The organism is Nocardia sp. NPDC004123 (assembly GCF_053603795.1).
This window is the reverse complement of sequence record NZ_JBSGGG010000027.1, coordinates 77,181-93,697: the sequence shown is the minus strand read 5'-3', so window position 1 is coordinate 93,697 and position 16,517 is coordinate 77,181. Positions and strand designations below refer to the sequence as shown.

The following is a 16,517-nucleotide window of genomic DNA, read 5'->3' as shown; positions in this document are numbered from 1 at the left end:
TGCGCGAACTATCCGGTACTGGACAATGGACGCCGTGAACGACGCCGCGAACCACACTGCCGAGCCAGTTCCCGGGCCGCGGCCCGCCCAGCCCAACGGTGACGCCGATCACTCGGAAGCCGCCATCGGCCGGCCGGATCGGCCCGCGGGCAACCGCCTCTACCCCCGGGTCACCAGCTTCCGCGCCCGCCGCGGCGCGGTATCGCCCGCGCGTCAGGACGCCTGGGATCGGGTGTGGCCGGTGATCGGCAAGGACGTCTCCGACGAAAAGCTGGACGCCGACGCCTGGTTCGGGCGCTCGGCGCCGCTGATCATCGAGATCGGCTGTGGCACCGGCACCGCCACCGCGGCCATGGCGCAGGCCGAGCCGCAGTTCAACCTGATCGGCATCGAGGTCTACAAGCCGGGTCTGGCCCAGCTGGTGCAGCGCGTCGAGCGCGAGGGCATCGACAACCTCCGGCTGCTGCGCGGCGATGCCGTGGATGTCCTGGAAAATATGATTGCTCCGGAATCGCTGACCGGGGTGCGCGTGTTCTTCCCGGACCCGTGGCCGAAGGCGCGCCACCACAAGCGGCGGCTGTTGCAGCCGGAAGCCTTCGCACTCATCGCAAGTCGGCTGATTCCGGGCGGCGTGTTGCATGTGGCGACCGACCATGCGGACTACGCCGAGTGGATCGGCCTGTACGGAAATGCGGAACCCCAGCTCATCGGCATGAACGAGCCGACCGGAGGGGATCCCGAGGCCTACCGGAACAAAGCACCGATTGGTTTCGAACGCCCGATTACCAAGTTCGAAAACAAAGGACTCCGCGCGGGTAGCGCCATCACCGAGTTCATCTGGGGGAAGATCGAATCATGAGCGTCAGTGAGATGGCCCACGGTGTGTCGGAAGTTGCCGGAATAATGCACGGCACCGATTCGACCGAACTATCGGGCACCACAGGGCTCCACGGCAACGCCGGGGTCGCCCTGGGCGGCACCGCCACCGATGTGCGCCGCGTCCTATTGGTCTGGGATGCGCCGAACCTCGACATGGGCCTGGGCGCCATCCTCGGCGGACGCCCGACCGCCGCCTATCGCCCGCGCTTCGACGCGCTGGGCCGCTGGCTGCTGGCCCGCACCGCGGAACTGTCGGTGGGCAGCACCACCCGGGTCGAACCCGAGGCCACGGTCTTCACCAATATCGCCCCCGGCACCGCCGATGTGGTGCGCCCCTGGGTCGAGGCGCTGCGCAATGTCGGCTACGCCGTCTTCGCCAAACCCAAGATCGACGAAGACTCCGATGTGGACAGCGACATGCTCTCTCACATCGAGCTACGCCGTCGCGGCGCGGGTCTGGCCGGGATCATGGTGGCCTCCGCCGACGGGCAGGCGTTCCGCGCCCCGCTCGAGGAGATCGCCGGCTCCGGCGTGCCTGTTCAGGTGCTGGGTTTCCGCGAGCACGCGAGTTGGGCGGTCACGTCGGATATTCTCGAGTTCATCGACCTCGAGGACATCCCGGGCGTGTTCCGTGAACCGCTGCCCCGGGTCAGCCTCGACTCGCTGCCCGACGAGGGTGCGTGGCTGCAGCCGTTCCGGCCGCTGTCGGCCCTGCTCACCTCCCGCCCCGCTCAAGGAGTCGCTTAGTGTTCACCCGCTGGGGCGACCTGGTCTACAAGCTGCGCTACACCGTGCTCGGTGTTGTCGTGGCGGCAATGCTCTCGCTCGGAGCCTTCGGATTCGGGCTGGAGGACCATCTCAGCTCCAGCGGATGGTTCGACCCGAACTCCCAGTCCTCTCAGGCCGCGGTCCTGAAGGACCAGGTGTACGGACGCGATCACAACAGCGACGTGGTGGTGCTGTACACCGCGCCGGACGGCAGCACCATCGATGATCCCGCGTGGAATCAGAAGATCATCGACAACCTGAACAACCTGCCGGTGAAGCACCCGGAGATCAGTCAGGTCAACGGCTCGCCGTGGAAGACCAACACCGGCCAGCAGCTGGCCCAGGCCGCCAGCCAGGACCGCAAGCACGCCTTCGCCTCCGTCGCCATCAAGGGCGACAACGACACCGACATGGTGCGGAACTACCGGAAGGTGAAGGACGCCTTCTACATTCCGGACGTCAAGGTCGAGGTCGCCGGTCTGCAGCCGGTCGCGGGCACGCTGAACGACACCATGGCGCAGGACCAGAAGCGCATGGAGATCATCGCCATTCCGGTGGTGGCCATCCTGCTGTTCTTCATCTTCGGCGGCATCGTGGCGGCGGCCCTGCCGCTCATCATCGGTGGTCTCACGGTGCTCGGCGCGAACGGCATCGTCATGGCGATCACCAAGTTCACCGAGGTGAATTCGTTTGTCTCCCCGGTAGTCTCGATGATCGGCCTGGGCCTGGCGATCGACTACGGCCTGTTCATCGTGAGCCGCTTCCGCGAGGAGGTGGCCGACGGTTACGACACCAAGGCGGCGGTGCGGCGCACGGTCGTGACCTCGGGCCGCACCGTGTTGTTCTCCGCCACGATGATCATCGCGGCCAGCGCCGGCATGCTGCTGTTCCCACAGGGCTTCCTCAAGTCGGTGGCCTACGGCACCATCGCGACGGTCGCACTGGCCGCGGTGTCCGCGGTCACCATCCTGCCCGCGCTGCTGTCCATTCTGGGTCCGCGCGTGGATGCGCTGGGGCTCAAGCGGTTCCGCAAGACCAAGACCGCCGAGCAAATCGAGAACGGTTTCTGGGGCAAACTCACCGCCTGGGTGATGAAGCACCCGCTCAAGGTCGCCATCCCGCTGACCATCGGCCTGCTGCTGCTGATCATCCCGGTGAAGAACCTGCAGTTCGGCGGTATCAGCGAAACCTATCTGCCGCCGGACAATCCGACCCGCCTGGCGCAGCAGCACTTCGACGAGACCTTCCCGCTGCGCAAGGCCGACCCGGTCCAGCTGGTCATCCTCACCGATAACCCGAAGGACATCGGCACCATCCTCAACGAGGCCAACCAGGCCCGCGGACTGCAGCCCAAGACCACGTTCTCGCTCCCGCAGACGCCGCCCAACGGCTCCAATGTGTGGACGACCTCGCGGCCGCTCGAAAAGGGCAGCGACATCACCGAGACCATCGACGACCTGCGGGCGATCGACGTCCCGGACGGCGCCGAGGTGATGGTCAGCGGAACCCCGGTGATGATGCAGGACAGCATCGATCAGCTGGTCGATCGCATGCCGCTGATGATCGCGCTGGTGGTGCTGGTGACCACCATCCTGATGTTCCTCACCTTCGGCTCGCTGGTGCTGCCCATCAAGGCCGCGCTCATGAGCGCGCTCGGCCTGGGTTCCACGCTCGGCATCCTGACCTGGATCTTCATCGACGGCCACGGCGCGGGCCTGCTGAACTTCACCCCGCAGCCGATCATGTCGCCGGTGCTGGTGCTGATCATCTCCGTGGTCTACGGCCTATCCATCGATTACGAGGTGTTCCTGCTCTCCCGCATGGTCGAGTCCCGGACCCAGGGGGCGAGCACCACGGAGGCGGTGCGCGCGGGCACCGCGCAGACCGGCCGCATCATCACCGCCGCCGCGCTCATCCTGCTGGTGGTCACCGGCGCGTTCGCGTTCTCCGACCTGGTGATGATGCAGTACATCGCCTACGGCATGGTGTCAGCGCTGTTCATCGACGCGACCGTGCTGCGCATGCTGCTGGTGCCGGCCACCATGAAACTGCTCGGCGACGACTGCTGGTGGGCGCCCAAGTGGATGAAGAAGATCCAGCAGAAGATCGGCCTGGGCGAGCCCATCCTCGACGATGAGCGGCCCGGCGGCGGCGAGGTGGTCGACCTGGTGAAGACCACCCCGATCACCGACCCGGTCACCATGCAGATCCCGATCCTGTCCGACGGCACCGCCGCCCCGGCGCGGTCGCGCAAGCCGCGCCCGGCCCGCACCGTCGATGTGGACAGCGAGGCCCCGACCCAGCGCATCGACAAGGTCGAGCGGGCCCAGCCCGTCCAGCCCGCCGAGCCCGTCCAGCCCGCGGAGCCCGCCCAGCGCACCGAGTCCCCGCAGCCCCCCGAGCCCGCGCGGCCCGCCGACAGCTCCGCGGCTGCCCCGGAGACCAAGCGCGCGCCCGGATTCCCGTCCGCCGCCATGCGTCCCGGCCACGGGGTCACCCCGTCGACGACCCCGGCCCCGGCCTTCGCCAAGCCTGTCGGCATCGGTGAACCCGGCCCCGCGTCGCCCACGCCGGTCAGTGAAATCGGCACCGCCGCACCGGCGGAGGTCACCCCGCCGCTCGCCCCGCGGCGCGTCAGCGCGGCCGCAGAGGACGCGCCGACCACCGATCTCGGTTCCGGCCGCACCGGTCTGGGCGCCAACCCCACCGGTCCGGGAGCGGCGCGCGGCCCGATGGCCCCGCACCCCATCGGCGACTTCGCCTCTCCCGCACGGGGATCCGCGAATGCCGGTAGCGGGCTGCCGCAGCGGACGCCCGAGGCCGTGGCCCCGCCGGTCGCCCCCGTGAACCCGATGCCGTCGATCTCGCAGCCGGGAGCGGCTGCCGCGCCCGCGGATTCGCAGCCGCCCGCACCGGTGGTCGGTTCGGAGCGGGTGCTGCCGCCGCCGACGCCGAAGATCCCGCCGCATCCGGCGACCCGAGCGCAGCTGTACCAGCCGCACCCGCCGGAGCCGGAGCAGAGCGAGCCCACCGAACAGCTCGCGGAAACCGCTGCCGAGGAACAGCATCCGACGCACCACGCCGCCCAGGATGCGCCGCAGGACGGCCCCGGCCGCAGCAGCATCGAGCAGTGGATGTCGGATCTGCGCTCCTCACGGCGTCGCCCGCCCGCCGAGAATCCGGACGAGGACGCCAAGCATCGGGGCGGCGACGGACGCACGGTGAGCGTCAACGAACTGCTCCGCCGCCAGAACCACGACTGATACCCGGACATCAGGAAGGCCCGGCCGAATCCTCGGCCGGGCCTTCCTTTTTCAGCGGCCACGCGAGACGAGCGCCAGAGTCCATGTCGGCGAAGGCCGGCGAAAGCACCGGGTGAAATCGCAGCTGGGGTATGGGGGGATCGCGACACCCGGGCGGCGGGCGATTGCTCCCCGATTCGGCGGTGGAGACCCGCCGAGCCGGTCAGGCGGGGTGGGCGGGCGTCGCGGCGCGGGCGATGGTGGCGCGGATCTCGGCTGTGATCAGATCCGGGGCCTCGAGCATGGGGACGTGGCCGAGATCGGGCAGGGCGCGCACATCGATGATCCGGGTGGGGGTAAGCGGGGCGTAGACGTGGGGCGGCAGCACGCGGTCGCGGTCGGGCAGCAGGATGCTGGTGGGTACGTCCAGTTCGCCCAGCCGGGTGAAACCCGTTGGGAGATCCGGATCTTCGGCCAGGTCATCGACGATGGCGCATTCGGTGATGGCCGCGGTCATCGCCTTGGCCAGCGGATTCGGCACCAGGGCGGGACGATCGGCGAGCAGCGGGAGCAGCAGGCTGCGCAGCAGCGAGGGCATGCTCGGCCGGCGGTCGGGCCCCAGGCCGATGAGCGGGCCGAAGGCCCGGAACTTGCGCAGCAGCGAATCGGCGGCGGCGGGCGTGCGCCACAGGCCCGCGGGGGCGATGGCGGTGCAGGATCGGGCGCGGCCGCGGGCGGCGAGTTCCAGCGCGATCCAGCCACCCAGCGAATTGCCCGCGATATGCGCGGTGTCCCAACCGGATTCGTCGAGCAGGCGCTCACAGTGGTCGGCCAGGGCGGCCACGGTGGCCGGCCGGGCGGCCTCGGGTCCGCCCCAGTGGCCGGGGAGGGTGGGGGCGAGCACGGTGTGGCCGGTGGCCAGCTCGTCGAGCACCGCGCCCCAGGACTGCCAGGTGAGCAGGACACCGTGCAGCAGGAGCAGCGGCTCGCCGCCGCCGGATCGATGCACTGCCTCCGGAATCGCGACACCTTCCACCATGTGCGTGACCCTACCGCCCGGATCCGCCCGCCGCCGCGCTCGATTCCGCGGCACTGCGGCCTCGGGCCCGGCGGTCACGCACCGTTGAGGAATCGCTTCCAGTTGGTGCCGAACGGGTGCTTGGCGGTGACCGAGCTGAACCGCAGCGTGCCGTGCACGACCAGGTGCAGCGGCCCGATGGGCGGGCCGGTGCGCACCTTGGTGTTGGCGCTGGAGCCGATCAGGTCGATGGCATTGAGGTCCACGGTGGCCTCGGCCGGCACGATCAGTTCGATCGAACTGCAGGTGTCGTTCACGTGGATCTCCACCACCTGGGTGGACATGACGGCCTGGGTGAAGTCCAGGCGCACGCTGCCCAGCATGCTGTTGATCGCCAGCGCCGGCGGCACGTGCCAGGCGCCCTTGCGCTCCACGCCCGACAGCCGCGCGCGAATCACATTGGAGGGCACGGCCGGTGGCATCCGGTGCGCGGTCGCGTACCGGGGCGGCGGCTGCACGAAATGCTGCCCGGCGGGGGCGGGCTGCCCGACCAGCCGGACGCCCGGCAGATCGATCAGCACCGCATTGAGTTCGCCGCGGGTCTTGGCCGCGAGCGCGGTGTCCATGCGCTCGGTGAATTCCCCCAGCGACAGCATGCCCAGCCCGACCGCACGCTGCAGCAGCCGGCCGACATGTTCGCGTTCGACATCGGATACTCGCAGATCCCGGTCGCCGATCACGGCGTTGCCGGTCACGATCGCGGAAACCGCTTCAGGACCTCCCATGCTTCGAGGCTAGCCAGCACGGGGCCGCCACCGCATCAGGGCAATCCCTGAACCGTCCCCCTACTCGAGGCCCTGCTCGATGGCGTAGCGGGTCAGCTCGACGCGATTGCCGAGCTGCAGTTTGCGCAGCGTGGACTGCACGTGGTTCTCCACGGTGCGGTGACTGAGCCCGAGCCGGGTGGCGATCTGCCTGGCGGACAAGCCCTTCGCCACCATGCGCAGCACCTCGGTCTCGCGATCGGTGAGAGCGGGGCGGTGCGGTTCGTCACGTTCGGCGGGGGTGCCGGCGATCCGGCGGAACTCGCCCAGCACGAGACCGGCCAGGCCCGGGGTGAAGACGGCCTGTCCCGCCGCGGTGGCGCGGACGGCGTCCAGCAGTTCGGTGGCCGAGGCGCTCTTGACCAGGTAGCCGGTGGCGCCGGCCTTGATGGCGTCGAGCACGTCGTCGCGTTCGGCGGAGGCCGACAGCACCAGCACCCGGGTGTGCGGGGAGACCCGCAGCACCTCGGCGGTGGCGTCGGCGCCGTTGCCGTCGGGGAGCTGCATGTCCATGAGCACGACCGCCGGTTGCACGGCGCTCGCGCGGGCCCCGGCGGCGCGCACGCCGTCGGCGGTGGCGACCACGTCGAATCCGGCCTCGGCCAGATCGCGGGCGACCCCGTCCCGCCAGATCGGGTGGTCGTCCACCACCATCACCGTGATTCCGGCATCCGATTCGGTCATGTCCGCCTCCGATCTCATTGTGGCCGTTCGAGACTCTCAGCGTCGCGGTTCCAGGGGCACGCGGAACTCCCATTCCGCGCCCTCACTGTCGGCGGGCGCCGCCTCGCACAGCAGCTGCGCGGTGCCGCCGAGGGCCGCGATGCGCCCGACGATGGACCGCGAAACACCCATGCGCCCTTGCCCTTCGGCCTCGGCGAGCCGGCCGGGCGGAATGCCGGGGCCGTCGTCGCGCACGCTCACGATGAGCTCGTCGCCGGTATCCTCCAGCAGCACATACGCTTTCGCGCCCGGACCGGCGTGCTGGACCACATTGGCGAGGGCGGCCGCCACGGCGGCGGCGACCTCGCGCGCCGCCCAGTGGCCCAGCGGCACCGGATGACCGGGGGTGGAGACGAACACGGACGGGGTGGCCTGTGCGGTGAGCAGCGGCCGCAGATCGTCCTCCGCGCCCTCGGCGTCGGTGCGATCGCCCTGTTCGGAGATGAGCACCCGCAGCGCCACCTCCTGCTCGCCCGCGCGCTGCGCCAGTTCGGCTGTCGGGCCGCCGATTTCATTGCCGCGGCGCTTGATGTAGCTGAGTACCTGCAGGACTCCGTCGTGCACCTCGCGGGCCAGGCGTTCGCGTTCCTGGGCGGCGGCGGTGAGCCGGACGGCGCGCTGCAGCTGCGCGTGCGCGCGGCGGGCGGTATCGGAGGCCAGGCCCAGCGCGAGGCCCACCGAGATCAGGACGGGCAGCGTCGCATCGCGCCACACGTCGAAGTCCCATTGCGCACGTGCGGTGATGACGGCGGCGGAGATGAGCAGACCCGAGCAGATGCCGCCGAACGGTCCCCACAGAATCGCCGCGGAGACAACGGCATTGGCGGCCCAGAGCGTGGTGGGCAGGGTCTGATGGTGGTGATACCAGTCGTAGGGCGCGACCAGACGGGTCGCGAAGATCAGGGCGATGACCACGAGATGGTCGCCGACCACCACGGCCGTGCGCACCCGCGGCTCGTGCCGGATCCGCCACTGCGACAACAGCACCGCCGAGATACCCGACCACACCGCCATCACGGCGATCAGCGCCCAGCTCAACCGCTGATTGCTGTAGTACGACACCGAGGCGATCTGCTGACCCACCGCGTACAGCAGGGTGACCAGCCGGAACGCCTGCACCGCCCGCCACAGCGGCGCGGTGGCCGCCCAGGCGGGATCGGGCTCCGCCTGCCCCCGGGTCACCGTCAGTCCCCGGCGTCCCCGCTGCCACCCGCGGGCTTCGGGGGCGTCTCGTGGTCGTCCTCGGCCACGGGTACCGGCACCTTGTAGCGGTCCGGGTCGGGAGTATCGGGTTCGGCGCTGAACATGGGTTTGCTCGGATCGCCGGTGTGCAGCTCCTGGTAGAGCTCGTCGGGCGAGTCGGCCAGCAGCGAGCGCAGGGCGGTATTGAGCACCGCCACGAACGGCACCGCGAGCAGACCGCCCGCGAGACCCGCCAGCACCACGCCCGCCGCGATGGCGAGCACCACGGCCAGCGGATGGATACGGACCGCGCGGCCCATCAGCAGCGGTTGCAGCACATGGCCTTCCAGCTGCATGACCGCCACCGTGATGCCCAGCACGATGAGCGCGGTGACGAGGCCCTTGGTCATGAGTGCGATGAAGACCGCCACCGAACCGGCGATGAACGAACCCACGATCGGGATGAACGCGCCGATGAAGACCAGCGAGGCCAGCGGAAGCGCCAGCGGCACATTGAGAATGGCCAGGCCCGCGCCGATACCGATGGCGTCCACCGCCGCCACCATGACGGTGGCCCGCACGAAGCCGGTCAGGGTGCCGAAGCCCAGCCGCCCGGCCTGACGCACCTTCGCCCGGTGCCGGGTCGGGACGATCCGGGTCACGAACTCCCAGATCTGGTCGCCGCCGTAGAGGAAGAAGATGAGGATGAACAGGGTCAGGAACGTGCCGGTGAAGAATTCACCGATGACCGTGGCGGTGGTGAGGGCCCCGCTGGTCAGCGCGTCCTTGTTCGACTCGACGGTTTTGACGATGGTGTCGCCCGCATTGCGGATCTGGTCGTTGCTCAGGTGCAGCGGACCGTTGATCAGCCAGTCCTGCACCTGGTGCACGGAGGTCTTGAACTCGTCCGTCAGCTGCGGCACACCCGAGACGAACTGCTCGACGACGAAGGTCATGATTCCGGCGAGCAGACCGAGCGCCCCGACCAGCGCCACGAACACCCCGATCGCCCGCGGCACCCCGAACCGCTGCATCCAATTGACCAGCGGCGCCATCAGGGCCGCGCCCAGCAGTGCGATGGAAATCGGAATGGTGACCGTCGAGAGCCGCCGCGCCAGATAGGCCACCGCGAGCACCGCCGCGAAGATGATCAGCAACCGCCAGCACCACTCGGCGGTCTGCCGCACGATGGGGTGCACCGCCGCCGCGTCGTGCCGGCGCACCCCGCCGGACTCGCTCGATCTGCCGGACCCTGCCTGCACCTCGCTCACCTCAGCGAGCCTACTGGTTCGTGTCCGCATTACGGCGGCGGCAAAACCAGCGTGGGCAAGAGCCCCGGCCGACATGACGGTCTTTCATTCGATCGGTAACGTGACGCCTGATCTCGTTGCGCCAGGGGTAACTCGTCGGGTTACCGCCGAAGTTGGTTCGGCTCCCAACCGCCGGCACGCGTCCCCATCGGTCAACGGCTCTCAGCCGTGCGCTGAAGATTCGGGGAGGCGGGGTAGCTTGGTGATCGTGTCAGCGCCCCTCGAAGCGGTCAAACAGACCATGCATACCCGCTGGCCGCTGTACTTGGCTTCGATGCTGGCGGCCAACGCCTTCGGCGCTGTCCTGGTGTGGGCCTTCATCCAGTACGGGCTGCCGGTTCCGGAGGGCGGGACCAGCGCGACCCGGCAGACCGGGCTGCTGATCCCGGGCCTGGTCTTCGTGATCGGCGGGCTCCTGAGCGTGACCGCGTCGGCGCTCATGCTGCGGCCGGTCATGCGGTGGCAGATGCGCGGCGGGCCGCCGTCGCGGCAGGAGCAGATGGCGGCGCTGCACGCCCCGCTGCGGCAGGCCATCGTGCATCTGGTGCTGTGGCTGGTCGGCGGTGGCGTGCTGGCCTCGGTCATCATCGTGCGGACCCCCGAGCTGGCCGCGGCGGTGATCGTGACCGAATGTATGGCCGCCACCATCGTTTTCGGCTTCACCTACATGCTGGGCGAGCGGATCCTGCGGCCGGTCGCGGCCGAGGCGCTGACCACGGGGGCCTTCGACCACACCCTGACCGCGGGCGTCGGCACCCGGATGGCCATGACCTGGGGGATGGGCACCTTCGCGCCGACGATTGCCATCGTGCTGCTCTGCGTCACCCAGATTTCTTCTCGCGTCCAGTTTTCCGCGCAGTCGCTGGCCGTCTCGATTCTGCTGTTGTGCGGTGTGGTGATCATGCAGGCGCTGGCACTTTCCATGCTCACCGGCTCTTCCATTTCCGATCCGATTCGCCAGCTCAGCCAGGCCATCGACCGCGTGCAGGAGGGTGCGCGGGATGTGCAGGTGGAAGTTTTCGACGGTTCGGAAATCGGGCTGCTGCAGGTTGGCTTCAACCGAATGATGGGTGAGGCCGCCAAACGCCGGGAACTGCAGGAATTGTTCGGTCAGCATGTCGGTGAGGACGTGGCGCGCCGGGCGCTCGAGTACGGCACCGAACTCGGTGGTGAAACCCGATTCGTGGCGGTGTTGTTCGTGGATATGGTCGGTTCGACCGCGACCGCCGCGGAACGCCCGCCGACCGAAGTGGTCAGTCTGCTCAACGAGTTCTTCCGCGTGGTGGTGGATGTCATCGACCGCAACCACGGGCTCATCAACAAATTCATGGGCGATGCCGCGCTGGCCATCTTCGGCGCCCCGCTGGACCGCCCCGACGCACCGACCGCGGCCCTCGCCGCGGCCCGTGAGCTGCGCGAAGCCCTGCGCGAGGTGGCCGGGCTGGATATCGGAATCGGCGTCTCCGCGGGGCTGGCGGTGGCCGGGAATATCGGTGGCGCAAACCGTTTCGAATACACCGTGATCGGTGATCCGGTGAACGAGGCGTCGCGCCTGACCGAACTCGCCAAGGACCGCCCGGAACGCGTCCTGACCTCGTCGAGCGCACTGTTTTTCGCCGATGAGAACGAGCAGCGGCATTGGCAGACCGGCGAAGAGGTGCAACTGCGCGGGCGCCGCCGGAAAACCCGGCTGGCCTGGCCGCGGGAAAGCACCGACCCGGCTGCTGCAGACGAGGCGGCGGCGAGTTCGTTAGGCTGACGGCGTGACGGCCCATGGTGAGCTGGCCGGCGATCCTGCGCCGCCCGCGGATGACTCGCACCGTGGCAGGTTCTGGTGGGCCAAATGGGTTCTCGGCGCCGCGCTGGCGGCGTTGCTGATTTCCGAAGGCATATATCTATATCCGCGCCTGCACGAATCCTGGAAGAACCTCACCGAAATCCACTGGGGATGGGTCGCCGCCTGCATCGTCATGGCGGCGTTTTCCATGAGTGGCTTCGGCCGCATCCAGAAACAGCTGCTGCACGCCGGTGGCGTCGAGGTGAGCCAGCGGAAATCGGTATCGGTGGTGTACGGCTCCACCGGCATGTCGCTGACGCTGCCCGCGGGCCAGGTGTTCTCGGCGGCCTTCACCTACCGGCAGACCCGGCGCTGGGGCGCCAGCCCGATCGTGGCGTCCTGGCAGCTGGTGATGTCGGGCGTGATCGCGGCGGCCGGGCTGACGCTGCTCGGCCTGTTCGGCGCGGTGCTGTCCGGGGACCGGGTCGGCCCCGGCAAGGTGATCCTGACGCTGGGCACCGTCGCCCTGCTGATCTGGACCTTCAACTACGTCTCCCGCCACCCCGGCGGGGTGCAGGCGCTGGCGCAGCGAATCCTGCACCTGGTCAATCGGATTCGGCGCAAGCCCGCCGACTCCGGCATGGAGAAGGTGGCCGAGATCCTGACCCAGCTGGAGTCGGTGGATCTGGGCAAACGGGATGGCGCGTGGGTGGTGGTCTGGGCGCTCGTGCACCGGTTCGCCGATGTGGCCTGCCTGGGTTTCGCCTGCTACGCGGTGGGCGCGGATCCGCACTGGGCCGGGCTCATGCTGGCCTTCGCGGCCGGAAAGGCCGTGGGCACCATCCCTTTGGCGCCGGGCGGCATCGTCTATGTGGACGCCACCCTCATCTACTCGCTGACCGCGGCGGCCGGGCTGCCGGCCGCGCAGGCCGTGGCGGCGGCGTTCCTCTACCGGCTGATCAGCTTCATCCTGGTGGCGATCGTCGGCTGGATCGTCTTCCTCTTCCTGTACCGCAAGCCGCAGGCCGACGACGCCGAGCTCGAGAAGGAATTCGAGGAGCGCGGCAATTCGCTGGTCACCGACCGGCGCCGGCCCAATCCGCCGGCCGATCCGGACGCGGCGTCGGCCTGACCGACCCCTCGGGCGTGACCGGCCAGAGTGGAGTGTCCCTGCACAGGCGCTCCCGGGACGCCCGATACCCTGTGGCGCGTGAAGAAACTCGTGCCCCTCGTCGTCGATGTCGCCCTCGTGGTCGTGTTCTGCGCGATCGGGCGGCGCAGTCACGACGAGGCGATCGGCGCGGGTCTGCTGCGCACCGTCTGGCCGTTCGGCACGGGGTTGCTGCTGGGCTGGGCGATCGCGCTGGCGGTGGCGGCGGGCCGGGAAGGGGCGAGCGCGGTACGGCAGTTCGACGGCCGCGCGGTGTGGCCGACCGGCGTGATCGTGTGGCTGAGCACCCTGGTCGGCGGCATGCTGCTACGTGCCGTGTCCGGTCAGGGCCTCGCCGTCAGCTTCTTCCTGGTGGCCGCGACCTTCCTGGCCCTGTTCCTGATCGGCTGGCGCGCCGCCGTGCAGGTGCTGCGCTCCCGTTGACGTCGCGGGTACCGCGCTCTCGCTAGTCGGGCGAGGCCAGCGACTGCAGCAGGCGCGCCGCCACCCGCGCGGTGAGATCCCCGCTGTCCGGATCGTCGATGTGGATGGCGAAGGCCAGGTCTCCCATGGTGGCGATGAGCCAGGCGTTGTTGCCGGTGGTAGCCCCGTAGGCCTGCACATCGCGATACCTGTTGAGGCTGGCCATCTCCGGTGCGCCGACTCCGTCGTGCAGCATGCCGCGCAGCCGGTCGGTGGCTTCGCCGGGCAGTGCGGCCAGGTCGGCCTCGGTGGTGGCGGGCTGGCCGATGGTGATCATCGGCTTGGGCACCTGGCCCTTGGCGATGGCGGCCGCCGCGATGGCCATGCCCCACGGGCTGGCCAGCAGCGAGTCGGCGGCATTGCCGCGGCCCACGTTCTCGGCGGCGTTCTTGCCGGTGGGCAGCCGGCCGGTGGTCTCGTCGAGGCCGGGCACCTTGAAGTCGATGCCGATGCCGAGCAGGCTGGCCGCGTCCGCCGCGTCGCCGACCGAGACATCCTGCGGCGCTTTGTGTTTGGTCACCGCGGCGACGTTCTTGAACAGCTCGATCATGCCACCGACCGGGTACTGCCCGGTGAAGGCGATATTGCCGTGCTCGCTGGCCTGACTGTTCTGCGCCACCGCGACCAGGGCCCCACTGGAGGGCTGGATGGCCACGATGGAGGTGGGCGAGCCGGTGCTCACCGCGGCGTCCTCGGCGGCACGCTGCAGGCGCTGGTCCATGGTCGCCGGAATGTCGGGTCCGGGCGGGCCCTGCTCGCCGGCGAGCTGGGTGACGAAACTGCCGTCGGGCTCGAACAATTGCACGCCCCAGCCGGAGTGCGCGTCGCGATCGTCCTGCCACACCTTGGTGAGCGCGTCGAGCATGGGCGACCAGACCCGGCGGTCCGCGGAGATGAGCTTGGGCTGCTTCAGCAGCACCACGCCCGGGATCGGGGCCATGCGCGGCTCGAGGATGGCGAAGTCGCCGTCGCGCAGATTGACCGCGACGAAGGGTTTGCCCTGGGAGGCCGCGAGCTGCTGCATCAACGACGGTCCGTCGATGAGCGGCGCGACCGGGGCGATGGCGGCGGCCAGCGCGTTGGTGGAGGCGACCGGGTCGGTGATCTTGGCCGGGTCCAGCTGGACCACATTGATGGTCTGCTCGGTCATGAGCGGCTGGCCGACGATGTCGTTCACCCGCGGTGAGGGAGTGGCGAAGGTGCGCACCAGCTTGGCGCTGCGCTTGGCGTCCAGCTGCGGCATGACCATGGCCGGATCCCACGAGATACGCCAGCCCACACTGAGTTTGCGCACGGTGCCCTGCAGGTCGTATTTCCAGTCCCGCTTGTCGCCGAAGTTCCAGGCGCCGGTCATGGAGAAGAGGCCGGTCGTACCGTTCAGTCCGGTGAACTGGGTTACGTGGTAGTCGGGCTTGCCCGGGTCGAGTCCCTCGAAGACTTGCTTCAGCGTTGCCGAAGCACCCGCCGGGTAGGAGGTCAGCCGCGACGCCCCGTCATAGTCCTTCTTGTCGATCAGCGTGGTGAACTGTTCGACCACCGCCTCCGCACCCGTCGACCGCTCCCGAAAACCACATGACCCCATCGCGATCGCAACGGCTGCCACACCCGCGAGTGCGATTGCACCCCGTACCCGGAAGCGGCGGGATCCCCACACATCCATATCGCCCACTCTTCACTCTGGCCACATCAGCAACAGGTCCACGGTACCGCGCGGTGAACGCCCGCGGCTTCACCATCCCACCAGGCGCACTTGCATCGAGCACCACCATAGTGCCGAAATCGGTCAGCAGTGACCACTTACATGATCACTGGTCGGTTACATCCCCTGGCGTATTCGAGACTCGGCAGACCGTTCGGTTCTTACTGGTGACAGCGTTGCGGGCCGGCCTCGGCGATGCCGCCGAAGATCGTTCTCCCAGAGCAGAACCCACACCCGCTGAAACGACGTAACGTTGTAATCAGCATTACAACTCCCTGCAGTAAGTGAGTGTGACCAACATGAGACACGGACATCGTGGACACGTTTTCGGGCGCACCGGCGGCTGGCAGCAGGCCGACCTTCCGGACGCCTCGGACGCTCCCGCCTGGTTCGCTGGAAGATTGCCAGCCGACTGGTTCACCGGTCCAGCAACCCTCGAAGTCGATCGCGACGAAATCGTCGTCCTCGGCGAACTCCCCCTCCCCCCAGCCGAACCCGCCCCGGGCGACGACGCTCCCGCCGAGGACGCGGCACCGGCCGCCGTCCCGCAGGCCACCCGCGAGGGCATCATCGCCCGCTTCCGGGAGACCACCCGCCCCGCCCGCATGCAGATCGCCCAGGAGGCCCAGGCCCGCTACGGCCGCAATGTCGCCTGGGGCGTGCTGGTGGACGGCGAGCGAATCATGTTCACCCACCTGGCCGTTCCGGTCATGACCCGGTTGCGCCAGCCCGAGCGCAAGGTGCTCGACACCCTCGTCGACGCCGGCGTGGCCCGCTCCCGCTCCGACGCGCTGGCCTGGACGGTCAAGCTGGCCGGCAAGCACGCCGAGGAGTGGCTCGCGGAATTGCGCACGGCCATGCGCAAAGTCGACGACCTGCGCACGGAGGGACCGAGCGGCCTCTAATACAGTGGGCGCATGGCTGCTTCCGGTCCGATCCTGGTGCTCAACGGCCCGAACCTGAACATGCTCGGCACCCGCCAGCCCGAGGTGTACGGGGCCGACACCCTCGACGACGTGGTCGAGCTGTGCCGCAAGACCGCGGCGCGGTTCGACCGGGAGATCGTGGCGTTCCAGTCCAATCACGAAGGCGCGCTGATCGACCGGATCCACGCCGCGCGCGGGGTGGAGGCGGGCATCGTCATCAATCCGGGCGGGTTCACCCACACCTCGGTGGCGCTGCGCGACGCGCTGATGATTCCGGAGGTGCCGATCGTGGAGGTGCACATCAGCAACGTGCATGCCCGCGAGGAGTTCCGGCATCACTCCTACGTCTCCCCCGTCGCCACCGCGGTGATCGCGGGGATGGGCATCCAGGGTTATGCCGCGGCGATCGAATTCTTGATCCGCCGCTTCCCCGCCTCCCCGTAACTTCAGCGCACGGCCGAGAGCCGTTCACCGTTGGGCACGCGTGCCGCGGCTGGGAGCCGAACCGAGTCTGGACGTACCCGGCGAGTTACCCG

Annotated in this window: 14 protein-coding genes; 8 read left to right on the top strand and 6 right to left on the bottom strand. The window is 69.1% G+C overall.

Annotated elements, in window-relative coordinates; all coding sequences use genetic code 11:
• The first annotated feature begins 25 nt into the window (after positions 1–25).
• From trmB to ACWEQQ_RS34030, 3 genes are read left to right on the top strand one after another with little or no spacing between them, the layout of a single operon-like run.
• Positions 26–859, top strand: coding sequence for a tRNA (guanosine(46)-N7)-methyltransferase TrmB (gene trmB / locus ACWEQQ_RS34040; protein WP_452341049.1), 834 nt, complete (start codon positions 26–28; stop codon positions 857–859).
• Entirely contained in the window at positions 856–1,626 is a 771-nt protein-coding gene (locus ACWEQQ_RS34035; RefSeq protein ID WP_364609557.1) for an NYN domain-containing protein, read from the top strand. Before trmB ends, ACWEQQ_RS34035 begins: the two co-directional genes overlap by 4 nt.
• A complete protein-coding gene (locus ACWEQQ_RS34030) occupies positions 1,626–4,910 on the top strand; it encodes an MMPL family transporter (protein WP_452351095.1) in 3,285 nt (1,094 codons plus the stop codon). Before ACWEQQ_RS34035 ends, ACWEQQ_RS34030 begins: the two co-directional genes overlap by 1 nt.
• A gap of 202 nt (positions 4,911–5,112) precedes the next feature.
• Here ACWEQQ_RS34030 and ACWEQQ_RS34025 read toward each other — a convergent pair whose 3' ends face one another.
• The 5 genes from ACWEQQ_RS34025 to ACWEQQ_RS34005 form a co-directional block, all read right to left on the bottom strand.
• Entirely contained in the window at positions 5,113–5,928 is an 816-nt protein-coding gene (locus tag ACWEQQ_RS34025; protein ID WP_452351094.1) for an alpha/beta fold hydrolase, read from the bottom strand.
• A gap of 74 nt (positions 5,929–6,002) precedes the next feature.
• A complete protein-coding gene (locus ACWEQQ_RS34020; protein WP_452341076.1) occupies positions 6,003–6,644 on the bottom strand; it encodes a DUF1707 SHOCT-like domain-containing protein in 642 nt (213 codons plus the stop codon).
• Between the two features lie 108 nt (positions 6,645–6,752).
• On the bottom strand, positions 6,753–7,415 hold the full coding sequence (locus ACWEQQ_RS34015; RefSeq protein ID WP_452351093.1) for a response regulator: 663 nt from the start codon (positions 7,413–7,415) through the stop codon (positions 6,753–6,755).
• Between the two features lie 36 nt (positions 7,416–7,451).
• Entirely contained in the window at positions 7,452–8,636 is a 1,185-nt protein-coding gene (gene macS, locus ACWEQQ_RS34010) for a MacS family sensor histidine kinase (protein WP_452351092.1), read from the bottom strand.
• A gap of 2 nt (positions 8,637–8,638) precedes the next feature.
• The gene (locus tag ACWEQQ_RS34005) at positions 8,639–9,835 is read right to left on the bottom strand and encodes an AI-2E family transporter (protein WP_452341075.1); all 1,197 of its coding nucleotides are present in this window, start codon (positions 9,833–9,835) and stop codon (positions 8,639–8,641) included.
• A 352-nt stretch (positions 9,836–10,187) separates the two neighbouring features.
• Between ACWEQQ_RS34005 and ACWEQQ_RS34000 the strand changes: the two genes are divergently transcribed.
• The 3 genes from ACWEQQ_RS34000 (at position 10,188) to ACWEQQ_RS33990 (ending at position 13,317) form a co-directional block, all read left to right on the top strand.
• Positions 10,188–11,705 (top strand): adenylate/guanylate cyclase domain-containing protein, encoded by a 1,518-nt coding sequence (locus ACWEQQ_RS34000; RefSeq protein WP_452351127.1) that lies wholly within the window; start codon positions 10,188–10,190, stop codon positions 11,703–11,705.
• A gap of 4 nt (positions 11,706–11,709) precedes the next feature.
• Positions 11,710–12,855, top strand: a complete 1,146-nt coding sequence (locus ACWEQQ_RS33995) for a lysylphosphatidylglycerol synthase transmembrane domain-containing protein (RefSeq protein ID WP_452351091.1) — start codon at positions 11,710–11,712, stop codon at positions 12,853–12,855.
• A 78-nt stretch (positions 12,856–12,933) separates the two neighbouring features.
• Entirely contained in the window at positions 12,934–13,317 is a 384-nt protein-coding gene (locus ACWEQQ_RS33990; RefSeq protein ID WP_452341043.1) for a DUF3054 domain-containing protein, read from the top strand.
• A gap of 22 nt (positions 13,318–13,339) precedes the next feature.
• On the opposite strand, the gene ACWEQQ_RS33985 is transcribed toward ACWEQQ_RS33990, so the two are convergent.
• Complete coding sequence (locus tag ACWEQQ_RS33985) at positions 13,340–14,893, bottom strand: NTF2-like N-terminal transpeptidase domain-containing protein (protein WP_452351090.1); 1,554 nt, start codon at positions 14,891–14,893, stop codon at positions 13,340–13,342.
• Between the two features lie 461 nt (positions 14,894–15,354).
• Here ACWEQQ_RS33985 and ACWEQQ_RS33980 point away from each other — a divergent pair, with 461 nt between their 5' ends.
• Both ACWEQQ_RS33980 and aroQ read left to right on the top strand, forming a co-directional pair.
• On the top strand, positions 15,355–15,960 hold the full coding sequence (locus ACWEQQ_RS33980) for a hypothetical protein (protein ID WP_452351089.1): 606 nt from the start codon (positions 15,355–15,357) through the stop codon (positions 15,958–15,960).
• Positions 15,961–15,972: 12 nt separating this feature from the next.
• Positions 15,973–16,425 carry a type II 3-dehydroquinate dehydratase gene (gene aroQ, locus ACWEQQ_RS33975; protein ID WP_452351088.1) on the top strand — a complete coding sequence of 151 codons (453 nt, stop codon included), beginning with the start codon at positions 15,973–15,975 and terminating at the stop codon, positions 16,423–16,425.
• Positions 16,426–16,517: the final 92 nt, after the last annotated feature.